Source organism: Pelagicoccus mobilis (assembly GCF_016595505.1).
Classification (GTDB): Bacteria; Verrucomicrobiota; Verrucomicrobiia; order Opitutales; family Opitutaceae; genus Pelagicoccus; species Pelagicoccus mobilis.
This window is the reverse complement of record NZ_JAENIL010000064.1, coordinates 1-17,148: the sequence shown is the minus strand read 5'-3', so window position 1 is coordinate 17,148 and position 17,148 is coordinate 1. Positions and strand designations below refer to the sequence as shown.

The following is a 17,148-nucleotide window of genomic DNA, read 5'->3' as shown; positions in this document are numbered from 1 at the left end:
AAGCATGGCAGTCTACCATTCAGAAATCCAAGTTCGCACCCGCGGCAAAGGCACCTTCGAAATCACCGATCAAGCTCGCAACGCCCTTCGTGAGAGTGGCTTCAGCAACGGGACAGTTACCGTCTTTTGCCAACACACAAGCTGCAGTCTCGTCCTCATGGAAAACGCGGACCCAAGCGCCCGTCACGATCTCGAAGGCTTCATGGATCGGCTGGTTCCGGATAACAATCCACACTTCACTCACACGTACGAAGGTCCGGACGACATGCCGAGCCACATAAAGATGGCCCTAACCCGAAGCTCCGAAACCATTCCATTTGCAAACACGTCGCTCCTACTCGGAACATGGCAAGGACTCTTCCTCTGGGAACATCGAACTGCCTCGCACAACCGTTCGCTTATTATAACCGTAGTCGGAGAATAGCGGATACAAAAAGACGCTCCCCGTTTCCAGAGAGCGCCTTTGTCGAAGTAAATTGCGTATCCGCGTTTCGTATACTAGCGGTTCTTTAGAGCGACTGCATCAACTCCAGCAGCCTTCATCATCTCTTCAGAGAAGACGTCCTCGAAGTCAGCTTCTTCGCTCGGCAAAATACGAGCGGTGATGAAGATAAGAAGATTGCGCTTAGTTTCCGTCTTTGACTCATGCTTGAAGAGACGGCCAAGACCAGGCATCTTTCCGAGTACAGGCACTTGGTTGTTGTTCTCGCTTCCCGCGCTCTCCATGAGACCGCCGATACCCATAGTGAAGCCATCCTTCAGGGCGATTTGCGTCTCAGTACGACGCGTAGAAATAATTGGAATCGTCGCATTGCCGGCGCCACCGAAGCTACGCTCGCCAGTACGGCTGCTCACCTCAGGAACCACCTTCAGAGAAATCAATCCAGTGTGATTCACCGAAGGAGTAACCTTCAAAATGATACCGATGTCCTTGAACTCGAAACCGCTTACTTCAAACCCGCCAGTCTCTTCGTTGTACTGGTAAGACGGGATTGGGAACTGCTCGCCGACAGAGATCATGGCCTCTTGGTTGTTGAGAGTTACCACTGTCGGATTCGATACGAGACGGCTACCTCCCTGCTCTTTAAGAGCGCTGAGGACAAATCCAAACTCATCCGCGCTGAAGACTGCCGAAGAAGTCCGGGTCAACCCCTTGTTGTCCACAAGTGAATACAGGTTGTTTACCGCATCCGTGATCAACGTGCTGTCGCCGATCGAGGTGAGGTCCAGGACCTTCTGTCCTGTGAGATTATCAATGAGCTGACCACGGCTCACACCATTACCTTCAATTTCGCCAGCGCCGCCGCTAAAGCTGGTTTCCGCGACGTTAGTCGATGCACCTTTCTCGAAGCCTCCGCTTTCAATGCGATCGCGATCGAAGGTCTTGCCGTAAGTCTTACTGATGTTCCCAACGCTCACCTCGTAGTTGCGAAGCGTAGACCAATTAACCCCGATGTTCTTAACATCCGTATCCGAAACTTCGATAAAACGCGTTTCGATAAAGACCTGTTGAGTCGGCTTGTCCAAACGTTCGATAACTGAACGGATGCTCTCCATCTTCGAAGCGCGCTCAGATACGATCAGGGCATTGCTGCGAACGTCTACTTGCACTGCTCCACCGGCAGTTGAGTCGACCAGGTTCTTGACGGTGGCAGCGATCGCTTCCGCCTCTGCGTAATTTACCATGAAAATTTCCGTAACAGGTGGCTCAATATTGAGAGCGTCACGGCTGACAACCTTGATAATGGATCCTTCTTCGATGTACGTGTAACCAACCGGATCGAGCACGACAGAATAGATCTGACGCCAAGTCACGTCGCGAAGCTTGATCGAAGTAGTGCCCACCAAAGTATCTGGAACAACCAGATTCAGAGTGTACAAGTCCGCCACGTTACGGAGGACAGTGCGAATTTCCTCATTTGGGTAGTCCACTGAAATCAGATCGGAAGCATCAAGCGTCATCTCCTGATTCGAGGGAGCAGCAAAGGAGTCATTCAGATCCGCCATGCCGTTTTGGCCATCTTCTTCACTTTCGCTATTTTCAGCCTGCGGCTCGTCAAACAAGCGATCGATATCCGTCAAACGAGGACCGGACTGCTCCTCGGTCGAAGCTGCTTCCTGCTTCTTCATAGCATCTGGAACCACTCCCGCAGGAGGGGCTTCCTGACCCGACAACGCAGGCAAGGCTACAGCGATCAGCGCCGCTGCAAAGGTAATCATATTCTTGGGTTTCATAGTACGCATTTACTTAAGTTTAAGTTGTAGTTCCGCATCACCTCTGCGGATACGATAAGTCGATCCTGTTATCTCAGTAACAAGCACGGTGTATTCTTTTCCGTTTAGTCTGATCAAAATCTCCGACCCGACCTTCATCTTCCTCTCCTTGAAAACGAGGTAGAATTCGCCACCAAACATGAAAATTCCAGTTGGGTTCACATAATCAGACAAGGCCTGCAGCAGTTCTTCATCCGACAGAGGAATCTCTTCTTCGGCCGCCTCCTCCTCGGGGCGAACGAGACCGAGATCACGAGAGAACGGACTCGGAGCTTTATCCAGAAGTTCGGGTTCGATCGCCCGAACCTCAACGGACACGAGAGCCTTAACCGTATCCAGTTTTTCTGCACGATCTTCTGACGACATAATCGCGCCCCAAGCTCCACTTGAGATCCCGAGAGCCAAAGCTGACGTCGCTATCCTAATAAATACTCTGGTCATTATGACTTCCTCCCCAACACATTAAAGGACACACGAACCGACACTCGATCAGCAGTCCCCTCATTCGCCGAACCTGGAGCCGCTATAAAGCCGTCAACAACAGCAAAAGCGTCGCCCCCTTCAACCTCACGAAAGAAGGTCAGAACTTCTGAATACGTTCCTCCAATCTCCACATCGTATACCAATTCCTGAAACTTCGAGCGCTCAGCCTTCTTACGCGCCTTCTTGTCAACCTTCCCCGATGGAAGCGCTTTAACGATTTGCTGAATGCTCGCCATATCTACTCCAGAGGTGGACTCGATTTGATAGAAATAGCGTTGATTCGTAGCCAAATCCTCAGGTGAAAACAGACGACTTTCAATGTCCGCTTCCATCGACTTCATCAGTTCCAGATCTCCATCGATTTCATCGGCGAACTTAAGATTCTTGAGAATTCGAGTGTGCCTTACACTCAAGTCATCGTAATCAGCAGCCAAACGAGTGATTTGCTCACCACGGACGAAATGAATCCCAGAACAGATAATCGCAACCGCCGCACTACCTGCGATGATGTAGTTCTTCTTTAAGTACGATACTATAGATGAGAATGTCATTTCTTCACCTCCTCTTCTTTCTTCAAAACCTCTATGCGGAACTTGATGCCTTGTCCCGCTTCGCCGCGTTCCAAACTCGTCAGCTTGTATTCATTGAGCAGCCCCTGAAGTGCGTCCGCCTCTTGGATCGACTTCAGATACTGGTTCACCAATCGAGAAGCTTCTTCAGCTGGGACTTGCACACTTCCCTCAATAGTCGCCAAAGTCGCCATGTATTCGACTTTTGTAAGGTACATTCCCTCCAGCAGATGAGAAGAAAGCGTCAGTAGATAGTCACTAGCCACCAGACGATTTGCCTTAAACTCAACGATTTCATCTAGAGTTCTGGAGATTCCCATAAACTCGGCGTTGAGCTTAACTTTCTCGTCATGCCTCGCTTGATAGGATTCAATCTCCACCTCAAGCTCAGCCATGTTCTTGCGAATGTCCATCGCGCGATACTCTTGAAAGAGTATGAAAACAGTGAATACAGCAGCGATACAGAGCGAAACGATCGGGAAGAAAAACTGAGTTCTAACCGTCCGAACATCGGGAAGCTCGTCATAGTTTCGGAAATTAGGACGCCAGGAATAGGAATTCCCAACAGAGGCCTTCTTCTTAATCTTGATCATGAGTCAGCCTCCCCACTTCCAAGTTCAAGGACCAAAGATAAAATGCTAAACCACGTCACGTCCACGCGCTCCAGAACCTCTTCGCTACCGAAAGAGATTTCCTTCGATTCGAGCCACTTATGCAGATCGAGCGCTAGCGGCGAAAGATTCAACAAATCGCAGATGCTCGTTTCGAGCCATGGCAGCGTCTTGCCGTCCTTCAGGCAGTAGAGTTCAGAAACGGAACTACCAGTCTGTACCTCGAAAAAGCCAATCGAGCTTTGCAGCTCGCGCAACAGCTTCCGCATCAGCTTGGCAGCGATAGATCCCAGATCGAAATCTCGAGAAGAGAGAATCTTCTCAGCCGCGGCTTCGTCTTTCAAATTCATCTCTTCCTTCAGAGCGAGAGCGATGTCCTTCGCTCCGAAGTCGATCCGACGCGCCATCTCAACCCCCTTCGGACCGACGATCACCGCGTTCGTGGATTCGACGTCAATCTCCAGGAAAAGGACCGGAGAACGCCCCTCATCAGATCCGACTGCATCCTTTATCGTACCGATCGTACCGACCGTACCAAACTCCAATCGACTCGGGTAAATCGCATGATCCACCAGCTGGTTTTGCACCGCGACGATTTCGTCGTTGGTCGCTCCGCAAATGAGCAGGTTCTTCTTGTTATGCTGGCCTAGATCGACGTCCGCACCTGTTTCCGCCGACAAACAGTAGGCAGCGAAACTGTCAGGATCCACGCCGACGGTCTTCTTCAAGAAGTCCATCACAAATTCGGCCTCCTTGCCACGCTGAGCGTCCAATAGAAGCTGACGCACCACTCTCCCTTCCGGAAACACCGAACAGGAGGCATGCATATAAGCATTGGACTTCGCGCCCGCGAAGTCGCGGATCGCCGAGGCAGGATCGCTTTCCCTAGTCAGATCAATTTCGACCAAATCCTCTATGACCGTGGGGGCGGTCTCCGAGCTGATGCGGGCAGCTCGAATCGTAGAGGGCCGAAATTCTACGATAAAATTGTTCTTTTTAGCTGAGATCATTGTCCGTTCACAGCCCCTAGGCGCTAAACACTTCGGGGAGCATATGTGGCTATCGGCCACACCCAGCTACTATTGAGGCCAATAGAGGGATCTAATTTCGATCCGCCGACATCCACCATCGGGCAATGCGCATTTTCCACCCTAAGAGAAACTTGATCCATAGGCGCCAGCCTCTAGGGCTAAAAGGCTCTCCACCCCAAAGAGTCACACAAACCCAACCTAAGAGCCGCTAAACCGTGAGCCCTTCACACAAAATGCGACGCAAGCTTCCCCGCTCAACTCCCTGCAAATGACTACGTAGGGGCAGGGCGGCTCTTCAGGACACAAAAAAGCCCGAACTTTGAAAGTTCGGGCTCGAAATATGTTCAGTCGGGCGCCTTCCGGAATCGGGACTTGTTCGACGGTTTTCAGCTTCGGAGCTACTCGTTGCGTCTTGCGCATACGAGGAGGCGCCCCGTGTCGAAAACTCAGCCTACCAAGCCTTCTTCTTGTGGCGGTTTGACTTCAAGCGCTTACGACGCTTGTGCTTCGACATCTTAAGTCTACGTTTCTTCTTTAGATTACCCATTGATTTTAGTCCCTTGAAATTTAGGAAAAGCCCGAGAACCTGCGCCTTACCCCCAACTCTGTAAAGCAGAAATTGAAGAAAGTCGCAGGACCAACGCGATCAGACTGATCTTTATCAGCCTCTGCCCCCTCGATACTCGTCCAATCGCTTGAGCAAGGTCTCAAATCGGCTTGGCAAAGGAGCCAGGATCGGAGACAGCTCCACTTCGGACAGGCGAAACTCGAGCTCCACCAGATGCACGCAAAGGCTGCTGTAGAGCGGTTTCTCGCGCCCTCTGCCCCTCATATAGTCTCTCTTGATACGGGAGAGATAGATCTCGTCCCCATCCGCATAAAGATCCTCACCCACGATCACCAAACCGCGTTCGGCCGCGTGTACTCGGACCTGATGAGCTCGCAGGCTCGTAGTCTCCGCCTCCCAAAGCTGATACTGGCCGAAGCTTCTCAGAAAACGGAAACGAGTCTCGCACTTCTTTCCGGTGCGATGAGAGACGAACATCCGCTTGTTGTTGAAATGCTTCGCCAGGGGCAAGTCGCAGGCGATTTCACGATCCTCGGTTTCCGCGCGCACCAGCAAATGGAAACGGAAGACGACCTGGGAAGAGCCCACCGCGTTTTTGATCAGCGTCTCGCTCTCCTCGTTCTTGGCGAAAAGAAGGGCTCCGCTCAATTCGGCATCGAGATTGTAGGCGCGAAACAGCCCCTCGATCCCAAGAGCCTTCAGCTGCGGCTTCTCGTTGAGCAGCTCCCGCCGCAACGCCATGGAGAGGTCCGGCTTCCCCAAGGTCCACTCATGCTGGAAACACGCGAGCCCCGCGGGCTTGTTCACCGCGAAAAAGCGATCGTCGTTTACGATCAGGGGAAATTTCTCCGGGCGGCTACCCAAGTACCCCGGCGGAAAGGAGATAAATTCTTTCTTGCTGCTCATAGTCTAAGGCCGGTTCGGAAAAAGAAAGAACCCCCATCGTCAGAAACGTATGGGGGTCCATGATGGGAGGAGGAAAAATGGATTAACCCGCGATGTACTTTGCGACGGAAGCCTTTGCGCGGCTTGCCTTGTTCGCATGTACGAGGTTGGTCTTCGCAGCCTTGTCCATTGCGGAAACGTAATCGATGGCGGCGGCCTTGAGCGCTTCCTTGTCGGAACCGTCGGCAGCGAGTGCGGCTACCTTCTTGGCCAGCGTCTTGATACGGCTCTTGCGAGAACGATTGTGCAGAGTGCGTGCGATCGTCTTGCGGTTGTTTTTGAGTGCTGACTTGGTATTTGCCATAAGGGGAGCGGATATTCCTTTCGGATTTGCCTTTGTCAAGGCTTTAGCCCGCAGGGAAGAAGATATTTTCGGGATACGACAGCGACCATACTCTACAGAGCGCCAATCTCGGAATTGAGAGTTGCAGGCGTACCAAACGTTAGCCGCTCTCCAACCCCCTTCAGTTCACGCCAGTAATTAATATTCAAACCGGCATCACCATTGAGATCAGCCAGAGCCTCATCGTAGTGAAACTCATACCCACCCGAGAGCGTGATATCGTAGCCAACAATAGCTCCATGAACCGTGCCGCTTGAACCACCACCCGAGAGCTGAACGTCCGAATTCGGAGCGTATACGACCACGTACGCCTTTCCATTCCCCGCAACCTTAACGGTGGTGGCGCCTTCCGTGGTGTCCGAATTGTACACCATAAACTTCTCCGGCTTCTTGGTCTCATTCTGCAGGCCATACGCGGAACCATTACCCGTAATGCTCACATCATCGTCAGAATAAAGCTCCAGCGAACCATTGCTCGTAATCTGGATACTCCCCTTACCCGAGATGCTAACGCCATTTCGGACGTAGAGCGTTACCGGTCCGTCGATGACTAGATCATCTCCATTTCCCGAAAGCTTGATTTCGTCCAACACGTATTCGGCCGGCGAAGTGTCTGTAGGGCTTCCTAAAGTGAGCGGACCATCGATCGAAGAAGAACCGCCATTGACCACAGACACATCGGTCCAGGAACCATAAGAAGGCTCCTCCACCGGCGGCAGATCAGCCGTAAAATCCTCCGTGACACGCGTGAGGTCTTTAGTCCCACCAGAGTCCCCCCACTCACCTAGCGTTCCGTTCCTATGGAACGAAGCATCGACGTCGAAGGTCCCCCCCACAGCAATAAAGCCATAGATATCAGCATTGTTTAGCGAAACGTCGGAGTTATCAAAAGATAACGAGCCCACGTTGCCATTCGAATTCCGATTCGAATTCGTCCCCGGCGTATAGTCGCCATTTCGCGAATCGTAGCTGTCGACCACGATATTGTTGCCGTTCATCACAACCGCATTTCGAGCCAAGAGACCATTTGCGAAAAGACTGCTTGTCGAAAGCTCGACCAACACCTGCCGCGACAACTCGTTGCCATCCGCGCCTACGATCGAACCTTCCGCAGCAATGACCGGATTATTGGCCGTATCATCAATAAAGACTGTCAAAGTCCCTACCGAACCTGAAAACAGATCCAAGGACTCCGGATTAATAAGTGTATCCGCATCACCCGTGACGTAGTAACCATTCGAATACGACGTCCAACCAGTCCAATCGTCCTCCTGAAAGGCACGCACTGCTTCCTCTAGACCAGACTCCGCGATATTCAGCGCGTTCTGCATGTCCAGATACCGGCTAGACATCTTGTATTCAGTATACGACGACTGCATCGCGACAGCCATCCACAAGCCTATCACGACCGCTACAAAAATGGCCGCCACCATGGCCGATCCGCTCTTATCCTGAAAGCTCCTGTTCCTCATAGCTACTCCAGCTCCTAACTGCTCACCCGTCGGTTCCGCATCATGAACCGGGCCGATATAATTTCGTTGGTGTTACCGATCTGCATCACCTCTCGATACATCTCCGCCTGCAGCTGGATTTCCTTAACCTCTAGAGGGTTTGGAGAACTATCTAGCGCGACACCGCTTAGGTTAAAATAGTTCAAGCTCAGCGTAATCACATCCTCCAAGAGAACGCGGGTCACTCCACCCTCAGTACGCGAGAACGTTCCAGCATCGGCATCGTACGAATAGACGATCGTATCCGTGGATCCCGAAGAGTTGTAGACCTCGATCGATACCCTGGAATCAGAAGCAGAATTCACATCGGATGTCATACGGGCGTCCGACCCAAAGTCCTCGAGAGCGAACCGGCTCGCCATGTTCATCTCCTGGTAGTTGCCCAGACCTCGGGTCGACTTAGCCAAAAACAAAAGGCTCCCAGTTGAAGCCGCAAGCACCAGGCCGCAGAGGCTCATCGTGATGAGGAGCTCGACCAAGGTCATCCCCTTTTTAGAATTCGATGCACGCATAGCCTAAAAGGATCGGTAATAATAGTCGTGGAGGCCATTTTCCGTAAACACGGCCGCCGTTCGTTTCGCCTGCCAACTCCCATCCCGGCGCTGCCAAGACACCCAAACACGCACCAGCTTCTGGTTCGAACTCCTGTCGGAGACGCGCACCCACGCCGAGTAGCGGTTTCCAAAAGCCTCATTAAACTCACTCGTCAAATCGATGCTCGTCCAACCATCGTAGAATTTCCCCTCCCACTCGACTTTGGCTGTGGTCTGCATTGCCTCGATGTTGCTGTAGCTAAGGGTACGCAGATCCTCCATCTCACTCTGCAAGATCTGAGCGACACGCGCATAGTCGCGCGCCTTTTCCATCGTCTTCACCGAGAGATTGATCGTGCCAAACGCGGCCGTCAGAACCATCCCCGTAACCACCATCGCCACCATCATTTCAACCAGAGTAAAGCCAGCCCGTTTGGATCTGGGTCTAGACCGGCGGCGCAAAGAGCGACTGTTTAGCGTGGTGCGGGAAGGTAGATTCATCTCACATCGCTCAACGGTCCCATACATCGAGCACTAAGAACTTTCCCCAAAACCAGCCCTCAATAGGAACATTTCCGGAAACTACCCCCAATACCAATAGACCGTTCCCGCAGGTTTCGCCTTCGTTTTCGCACAGCGCCCCTCGCGAGGAACCGCAAGGCCACTGAGCAATTCCCTCCAGCAAATCCCCCTCAAAACAGCTGAGAGACTAGTTTCGGAGCCTGTAAGCCGGATCCTGTACCTTGGCCGAAACCAAAGCCGCGTTCATTTATCTGCATCCCGCCGAAGCGGTAGCCCCTTCTTACGAAGTGGCGCGGTTTACCCGGGACCCTTAATGGACGAGCAGCCCAGGTCCCCTATTTAACCTTGCGCCGGAATGGGTTTACCCTGCCAGTCCGATTACTCGAACCGCGGTGGGCTCTTACCCCACCTTTTCACCCTTACCTCAGCCGAAACCGAGGCGGTATATTCTCTGTGGCACTGGCCGTCGAGCCGCCTTGAAGCGACCCTCCCCCGCTTTCGCGAGGAATCCTGCTCTATGGCGTCCGGACTTTCCTCCCCGGAGATTCTCAAAAAGAACAACGGAGCGAACGCGCGGCTCCGAAACTAGTCCGCGTAATAGAGGACGCGCCCGCAGTTGTCGCAAGTCGTAATTTCCTGAGCCGCCTTCACGTCGGAGGCGATCGCGTTGGAAACCTTCATGTGGCAGCCTTTGCAGGTCTGGCCGGAAAGCTCGACGATAACAGGCATCTTCAGGCCGCGAGCGACCTGATTGTATTTGGAGCGACTCGGATTATCGAGCTTGGAGTCAGCGTCAGCCTTGGCGGCGCGCGCCGCGTCCAGTTCGCCTTTCACTTCCCCTTCCCGCTCGTTGAGGCGAGCGATCGCTTTTTCCTCGAGGGCGATGTCGTCCTTCAGTTTCCCTTCAGACTCCGCGAACACCTTCCGCTCTTCGTCCAATCCGTAAAGCACCTCGAGCTCATCAGACTCGAGATCGGAAATCTTATTGCCCGCCATCTCAATCTCGTGAGTCAGGGCCTGATATTCCTCGTTCTTCTTAACCTGCAGCTGCTGGTTCTTGTACTTGACGATTTGGGCCTCAATGGAAGCCATCTCGGTCTCGATCGTCTTGCTCCTCGTCTCCAACTCCTTGATACGCTGGCGAGCCGCTTCGATATCCGCATTAATCTTGGCGATCTTTGCTTCTGCGGCCTGGCGATCTTTCGGGATCGTTTGCAACGCGTCTTCGACTTGCTGCAACTTCATGTCTCGATCCTGCAGGATCAACATTTTGGTCAAGGCCTCGGATACCATAAGAATGGGCCCATTCAGCGAGCCTCCCCCCCTAGCGTCAAACCCAGAACCTAAAAACCTAAGGCCTGACACCTAAATTACCTTATATATAATACATTTCCTCCGGAGAGGTCGGCATCATGTCCTTCACCGTCAACTCACTCGCCTTCGCCTCGAAACAATCCTGCAACACTTTCCAAGTCTGAGCGACCGACTCCCCTGATGCGCCTGCCGGATTCGCGACCGAGGTGAACACATCGCCTTGCACCAAGGCGATCACCTCGCGCAGGGAAATCTCCTCCGGCTGACGAGCGAGCAGGTAGCCGCCCTGCTTTCCACGACGACTTTCGATCAAGCCCCCATTCCGCAGCTCGCCCAGGATTTGCACCAAGTAATTGGCCGGTATCGCTTCGACCTCCGCAAGCTCCTCGATTCGAGAAAGTTCTCCCGATGGAAGGCGGGACGCCATTCTGGCAAGGGCACGGCAGGCATAGTCGAGCTTTACGGATAGTTTCATAGGCAAAATACGCAGGCATTCGACATCTGTTTTCCCGAGAAAGTCAATACACCGCCCTACACCCCATCAAGATCGAGCCATATAAGCACCATAGAACGGCTCATTTCACACAAATACGACAAAGGCCTTGCACGCGCGTGCGCGACCCCTTTCATTTGACGGCTTTCACACACGAATCGACACGATTCCGCGAACGCTAAATCAGCCGACAGAAAACCCTGTAACATCCTGTATGGATTCCCAAAACGAATCTGAAAACGCACCCGCCAACTACGAAGGCGACTCCGACTACAACGCTTCAAACATCCAGAAGCTCGAAGGCCTCGAGGGCGTGCGCAAACGCCCCGACATGTACATTGGCGACACCAATGAACGCGGTCTCCACCACTGCGTATTCGAAGTCGTAGACAACTCCATCGACGAAGCGCTCGCCGGCTACTGTAAGTCTATCAAAGTTTCCATCCACCTCGACGGCTCTTGCTCGATCGAGGACGACGGCCGCGGCATTCCGGTCGACATTCACCCCAAGTACCAGATCCCAGCTCTCGAGCTCGTACTCACCAACCTTCACGCCGGCGGTAAGTTCGGCAAGGGAGCCTACCAGGTATCCGGTGGTTTGCACGGCGTCGGCGCGAAGTGTGTGAACGCGGTTTCCGAGTGGTTCGAAGCCGAAGTTCGCCGCGACGGCAAGATCCACCAAATGCAGTTCAGCCAAGGTCTCACCACCAAGAAGATGACCGTCATTGGCGAAACCGAAAAGACCGGCACCAAGATCTCCTTCAAGCCGGACCCAGAGATCTTCGAAACCACCCGCACTTTCCAATACGAAATCCTCGGCAAGCGCCTCCGCGAGCTGGCATTCCTCAATCCAGGAATCTCCATCACCCTCATCGACGAGCGCTCCAACAAGGAGGAAAACTTCCTCTTCGTCGACGGTATCGCCGAATACATCCGCTTCCTAAATCGTTCGAAGAATATTCTCCACGAGGATCCAATCGCTTTCGGTGACTCCGTTAAGGAAAACGAAGACGCTCCTGCCATCCAGGTCGACGTCGCCCTCCAATACAACGACTCCTACAACGACCAGATCTTCGCCTACGCGAACTCGATCTTCAACATCGAGGGTGGTACCCACCTCACCGGTTTCCGCACCGCGCTCACCCGCGTAATCAACCAGTTCGCTCGCGCCAACAACTTGCTCAAGGACAAGGATCCAGCGATCACCGGTGACGACGCTCGCGAAGGTCTCGTAGCCGTTATTTCCGTCAAGGTTCCCGAGCCACGTTTCGAAGGCCAAACCAAGACCAAGCTCTCCAATGGCGAAGTGGACGGTATCGTCCAAAAGATCGTCGGCGAACGCCTCAAGTACCACTTCGAAACCGAACCGAAGCTCGCCAAGCGCCTCATCGACAAGTGCTTGAACGCCGCCCGTGCTCGTGAAGCGGCTCGTAAGGCTCGGGAAACAGTTCGTAAGTCCGCCCTCTCCGGCGGAGGTCTCCCAGGCAAGCTAGCCGACTGCTCTTCCCGCAAACCTGAAGAATCCGAGCTCTACATTGTGGAGGGTGATTCCGCGGGTGGTTCAGCCAAGCAAGGCCGTGACCGTCGCACTCAAGCCATCCTCCCGCTTCGTGGTAAGCTCATCAATTCCGAGAAAGCCCGCATCGACAAGGTCCTCTCCAACAACGAAATCCGCACCATGATCACCGCGATCGGTACGGGTATCGGCGATCAGGAAGACGGATCCGGCTTCAACATCGAGAAAGCCCGCTACCACAAGATCATCATCATGACCGATGCGGACGTCGACGGCTCACACATCTCGACTCTTCTGCTTACCTTCCTCTACCGCCACATGAAGGGCTTGATCGAGAAAGGCTACGTCTACATGGCCCAGCCTCCTCTCTACAAGATCAAGCGCAAACGCCGCGAGCAGTACGTCGACAATGACGAGCAGCTCAATCGCATCCTCCTCGAGCTCGGTGGAGATGAAGCAGTCCTCACTCGCGTCGACGACGGACACAAGTTCAACTCCGAGCAACTCGACAAGATCGTCGAGATCTTCGCTCAACTCGAGCGTATCGGTGGATCGGTTACACGCCATGGAGCATCACTCGGCGAATACCTCGAACAGTATTCAAAAGAAGACCACACCCTCCCCCGCTACCTCGCTCGCGTCCGTGAAGGCAACAACGAGGCCTACCACTTCCTCCGCGAAGAATCCGACCGAGCAGCCTTCGTACAAAACCAAGGCATGGGTGCTGAAGGCCTCAACGAAGAGAACGCAACAGCGACTATCTTCGACGAAGAAGCTGGTATCTCGAAGCGCATCTCCATCTTCGAAATCTTCGAATCCAACGAGATGTCCAAGCTCCTTCACGAGATCGAAGATATCGGCCTCGACCTCTCTCACTTCCTCACTTCGGAGTCGCCGGTTTACACCTTCACCGAAAACGTGGGAGCGAAGAACGAGAACACCATCGAGATCTTCTCGAACATGTCGATTCTCGACGAAATCCGCAAATCAGGCCGCAAGGGACTTAGCATTCAGCGATACAAGGGTCTCGGTGAAATGAATCCGAAGCAGCTATTCGAAACGACCATGGACGTATCCAAGCGTCGACTACTCAAGGTCAACATCAACGACGCCGCCAAAGCCGACGAACTCTTCACCATCCTTATGGGTGAAGAAGTCGCCCCACGTCGTTTGTTCATCGAAGACAACGCCCTCAACGTCTCCTACCTCGACGTGTAAGCGAAACCAGAACCGAGTAGCCAAAACTTAATTACAGATTTCCATGGAAAACATTTCCAACGAACGCATCTCCTCTACCAGCATCACGGACATCATGCAGACCGCCTACATCGATTACTCGATGTCGGTCATCGTATCGCGTGCCCTCCCTGATGCTCGTGACGGTCTAAAGCCCGTACAACGCCGCATCCTCTACGCGATGCTGCGTGAAGGTCTCCTCCACAACCGAGCCTTCGACAAGTGTGCCGGTGTTGTTGGTGAAGTTCTAAAGAACTACCACCCGCACGGCGACTCCTCCGTTTACGACACGCTCGTCCGCATGGCCCAAAACTGGGTAATGCGCTACCCGCTCATCGATCCACAAGGAAACTTCGGTTCGGTAGACGGCGACTCTCCTGCAGCTTATCGTTACACCGAGTGTCGTCTCACAAACATCGCCGAAGACCTCCTTCGTCACATCGACGAGGACACAGTCGACTTCGTAGCCAACTACAAGGAGTCCACCACCGAGCCGTCCGTATTGCCAGCAGGACTACCGAACCTGTTGATGAATGGCTCGACCGGTATCGCGGTTGGTATGGCGACCAACATCCCACCGCACAACCTCGACGAACTTATCGAAGGTATCTGCGCTCAGATCGACAACCCGAACATCACCATCGCGGAACTCGGCCAATTCATCCAAGGCCCAGACTTCCCAACTGGTGGCCGCATCATCGGACGCAAGGGTATCGACGAGTACATGAACACCGGTCGCGGCATCGTCCGCATGCGTGGCAAGGTTACTGCCGAGCCGATGGAATCCGGCGAGCGTGAGCGTCTCATCATCACCGAGATCCCTTACAACGTAAACCGTGCTTCCCTCGTCACCAAGATCGCTGAACTCGTTTCCTCAAAGGACATCGAAGGCATCTCAGATCTCCGCGACGAGTCCGACGAAAACACGCGTATCGTCATCGAGCTCAAGCGCGGCGAATTCCCGGAAGTCATCATTTCCAAGCTCTACAAGAAGACCGCTCTCGAGTCTTCCTTCGGCGTCAACCTGCTCGCTCTCGACAACCGTCGTCCGAAGCAGATGAACATGAAGGAGCTGATCAATTGCTACATTGATCACCGCCGCGACGTCGTCTACCGCCGTACCGCCTTCCGTCTCAAGAAAGCAGAAGACCGCGCTCACATCCTCGAAGGATACAAGATCGCTCTCGATAACCTCGACGACTTCATCAAGATCATCCGCTCGTCCGCAAATCGCGACGAAGCGAAGGGTCGCTTGCAGGAGAAGTATCCACTTTCCGATCGCCAAGTCGCCGCGATCCTCGACCTCCGCCTCTACCAGCTCACCGGCATGGAGCGCGACAAGATCGAGGAAGAGTACGCAGAACTCCTCAAGCTCATCGAAGAGCTCCGCTCCATCCTCGAAAACGAGTACAAGCTTCTCTCAATCATCAAGGAAGAGCTGCTCGACCTGAAGGAGAAGTACTCTAGCCCACGTAAGTCCGAGCTCGTCCCATACGAAGGCGACATCTCCAAGGCGGACATGACGCCGAAGGAAGGTTGCTTCATCACGATCTCCCACAAGGGCTTCATCAAGCGCGTTTCCGACTCCGAATTCCGCACCCAAAAACGCGGTGGTAAGGGCGTCCAAGGCGGCAACACTTACGAGGACGATTTCGTCGAGCACATCTTCACTGCGAACACGCACGACACCATCATGTTCTTCATGAACAACGGCCGCGTGTACGTGGAAAAGGTATACGAGCTTCCAGAAGGTTCCCGCACATCCAAGGGGCGCAGCATCAACAACGTGCTCATGCTCCAGAAGGAGGAAACCATCGCGGCCATGATCTGCGTGAAGGAGATCAGCGAAGACTTCAACTTGGTCATGTGCACCAAGAACGGTACGGTGAAGAAGACCAACCTCGCGGCCTACAAAAACTTCCGCAAGGGCGGCATCATCGGCATCAACATCGACGAGGGCGACTCGCTCATCACCGTAAAGTTGACCGACCGCGACAGCGAACTCGTTATCGTGACCCATCTCGGTAAGTCCATCCGTTTCCACGAGTCCGACCTCCGTGAACAAGGTCGCGCCACTCGCGGCGTCCGCGGCGTAAAGCTCGCTGAAAAGGACTACGCCCAAGCGATGGAAGTCGTAGATGAAGAATCCGCATTCCTCATCTGCGGCATCAACGGCCAAGGCAAGCGTACTGCCTGGAGCGAGTTCCCTCTCCAGAAGCGTGGCGGTAGCGGCGTGATCGCAGCCAAGACCTCAGGTGTCGCGGGAGCCCTCGCAGTTCGCGAGTCTGATGAGATCATGATGCTCACCAAGAACGGCCAAGCCGTTCGCACAAGCGTGAAGGACATCAACCTCATCGGACGCATCACCAAAGGCGTGCGCTGCATCAACCTCAACGAAGGCGACCAGCTTCTCGGGATAGCACGTATCGTCGAGGACGAGGAGGAAGAAGGCGAAAACGCGGAAGGGACAGCCGAAACCGAGGCCACCCCAAGCGAGGAATAAGCCAAAAATAGAGGGCTTACTCATCAGTAAGCCCCATTTTCTCTTCGTAAGTCCCTAGGAGATCAAGCTGTTAAGGCTTGATCAGCTAGTGCATTCTACCTAATTTCCGCCACTCAAACCGTTTCAATAAAGAAAAACCTTTATGAAATGCATGAATTTGAGCAGAAAATTTCATATCGGAGAATATTACGAAAAATTTTATCTTTAACCTCGTTTGGCAATTAATTTGCTTTTTGAAGATTTTGAACAGAAGCAGGAACTTAAACCTGAACAACTTGTAAAACTCTCCTCGCAAGTAGCTTGCTACGAGCGTCACTACCTAAAAAAACTCAGATCAATGAACAAACTACTAAGTGTAACCGCAGCGGGTGCGCTGCTTTCCACTTCTGCCCTCTATGGTCAGATCGAAATCAACGACAACCTGTCCGTAACAGGTTTCCTCGACATGTCGCTCTACCACGTGGACGATGACAACGGTGACTCTACATCGTTCGACCTCGACCAAATGGAGCTCGATTTCCTCTTCTCCTTTGACGAGATCACAGGTCAAGTAGACATCGACTACCAGCGCGGCGAAACAGACGAGATCGACCTCGAGCAGGCGTTCATCACTTACGACCTCGGCGAAGGCACTTCCATCACTGCTGGTAAGTTCCTCAGCTACATGGGTTGGGAAACAGCTGAGCCTACTGGCCT

At 53.3% G+C, this 17,148-nt stretch carries 16 protein-coding genes, 1 other RNA gene and 1 pseudogene; 4 read left to right on the top strand and 14 right to left on the bottom strand.

Annotated features, from left to right (window positions below; genetic code table 11):
* Positions 1–4 precede the first annotated feature (4 nt).
* The gene (locus tag JIN87_RS23915) at positions 5–424 is read left to right on the top strand and encodes a secondary thiamine-phosphate synthase enzyme YjbQ (RefSeq protein ID WP_200358357.1); all 420 of its coding nucleotides are present in this window, start codon (positions 5–7) and stop codon (positions 422–424) included.
* Between the two features lie 74 nt (positions 425–498).
* Here JIN87_RS23915 and JIN87_RS23910 read toward each other — a convergent pair whose 3' ends face one another.
* The 14 genes from JIN87_RS23910 to JIN87_RS23845 all read right to left on the bottom strand — a co-directional run bounded on the left by JIN87_RS23910 (position 499) and on the right by JIN87_RS23845 (position 11,179).
* Positions 499–2,235 carry a type II secretion system protein GspD gene (locus JIN87_RS23910; protein ID WP_200358355.1) on the bottom strand — a complete coding sequence of 579 codons (1,737 nt, stop codon included), beginning with the start codon at positions 2,233–2,235 and terminating at the stop codon, positions 499–501.
* A 9-nt stretch (positions 2,236–2,244) separates the two neighbouring features.
* Positions 2,245–2,640: a hypothetical protein gene (locus JIN87_RS23905; RefSeq protein ID WP_200358353.1), complete on the bottom strand. Its 396-nt coding sequence runs from the start codon at positions 2,638–2,640 to the stop codon at positions 2,245–2,247.
* Positions 2,641–2,714: 74 nt separating this feature from the next.
* Positions 2,715–3,308, bottom strand: a complete 594-nt coding sequence (locus JIN87_RS23900) for a hypothetical protein (protein WP_200358351.1) — start codon at positions 3,306–3,308, stop codon at positions 2,715–2,717.
* Positions 3,305–3,919, bottom strand: a complete 615-nt coding sequence (locus JIN87_RS23895; protein ID WP_200358349.1) for a hypothetical protein — start codon at positions 3,917–3,919, stop codon at positions 3,305–3,307. The genes JIN87_RS23900 and JIN87_RS23895 overlap by 4 nt, the downstream gene beginning before the upstream one ends.
* Positions 3,916–4,947 carry a hypothetical protein gene (locus JIN87_RS23890; RefSeq protein ID WP_200358347.1) on the bottom strand — a complete coding sequence of 344 codons (1,032 nt, stop codon included), beginning with the start codon at positions 4,945–4,947 and terminating at the stop codon, positions 3,916–3,918. The genes JIN87_RS23895 and JIN87_RS23890 overlap by 4 nt, the downstream gene beginning before the upstream one ends.
* Positions 4,948–5,419: 472 nt before the next feature.
* Positions 5,420–5,515 (bottom strand): AURKAIP1/COX24 domain-containing protein, encoded by a 96-nt coding sequence (locus JIN87_RS28965; protein ID WP_083794420.1) that lies wholly within the window; start codon positions 5,513–5,515, stop codon positions 5,420–5,422.
* 114 nt (positions 5,516–5,629) lie between these two features.
* Positions 5,630–6,442: a pseudouridine synthase gene (locus tag JIN87_RS23880; protein WP_200358345.1), complete on the bottom strand. Its 813-nt coding sequence runs from the start codon at positions 6,440–6,442 to the stop codon at positions 5,630–5,632.
* 82 nt (positions 6,443–6,524) lie between these two features.
* Positions 6,525–6,785, bottom strand: coding sequence for a 30S ribosomal protein S20 (rpsT, locus tag JIN87_RS23875; protein WP_200358343.1), 261 nt, complete (start codon positions 6,783–6,785; stop codon positions 6,525–6,527).
* A gap of 92 nt (positions 6,786–6,877) precedes the next feature.
* A complete protein-coding gene (locus JIN87_RS23870; RefSeq protein WP_200358341.1) occupies positions 6,878–8,296 on the bottom strand; it encodes a pilus assembly PilX family protein in 1,419 nt (472 codons plus the stop codon).
* A gap of 14 nt (positions 8,297–8,310) precedes the next feature.
* Complete coding sequence (locus JIN87_RS23865) at positions 8,311–8,847, bottom strand: PilW family protein (RefSeq protein WP_200358339.1); 537 nt, start codon at positions 8,845–8,847, stop codon at positions 8,311–8,313.
* 3 nt (positions 8,848–8,850) lie between these two features.
* Complete coding sequence (locus JIN87_RS23860; RefSeq protein WP_267909443.1) at positions 8,851–9,369, bottom strand: PulJ/GspJ family protein; 519 nt, start codon at positions 9,367–9,369, stop codon at positions 8,851–8,853.
* Positions 9,370–9,577: 208 nt separating this feature from the next.
* An RNA gene (rnpB, locus tag JIN87_RS23855) (RNase P RNA component class A) lies at positions 9,578–9,975 on the bottom strand.
* A complete protein-coding gene (locus JIN87_RS23850; RefSeq protein ID WP_200358335.1) occupies positions 9,976–10,659 on the bottom strand; it encodes a zinc ribbon domain-containing protein in 684 nt (227 codons plus the stop codon).
* A 106-nt stretch (positions 10,660–10,765) separates the two neighbouring features.
* Entirely contained in the window at positions 10,766–11,179 is a 414-nt protein-coding gene (locus JIN87_RS23845; RefSeq protein WP_200358334.1) for an RrF2 family transcriptional regulator, read from the bottom strand.
* Positions 11,180–11,411: 232 nt separating this feature from the next.
* Here JIN87_RS23845 and gyrB point away from each other — a divergent pair, with 232 nt between their 5' ends.
* From gyrB to JIN87_RS23830, 3 genes and pseudogenes are all read left to right on the top strand, one after another.
* Positions 11,412–13,931, top strand: coding sequence for a DNA topoisomerase (ATP-hydrolyzing) subunit B (gene gyrB, locus JIN87_RS23840; RefSeq protein ID WP_200358331.1), 2,520 nt, complete (start codon positions 11,412–11,414; stop codon positions 13,929–13,931).
* Positions 13,932–13,974: 43 nt separating this feature from the next.
* Entirely contained in the window at positions 13,975–16,452 is a 2,478-nt protein-coding gene (gyrA, locus tag JIN87_RS23835; RefSeq protein ID WP_200358329.1) for a DNA gyrase subunit A, read from the top strand.
* A gap of 337 nt (positions 16,453–16,789) precedes the next feature.
* Positions 16,790–17,148 (top strand): annotated as a pseudogene (locus JIN87_RS23830) (porin); the annotation flags it as partial.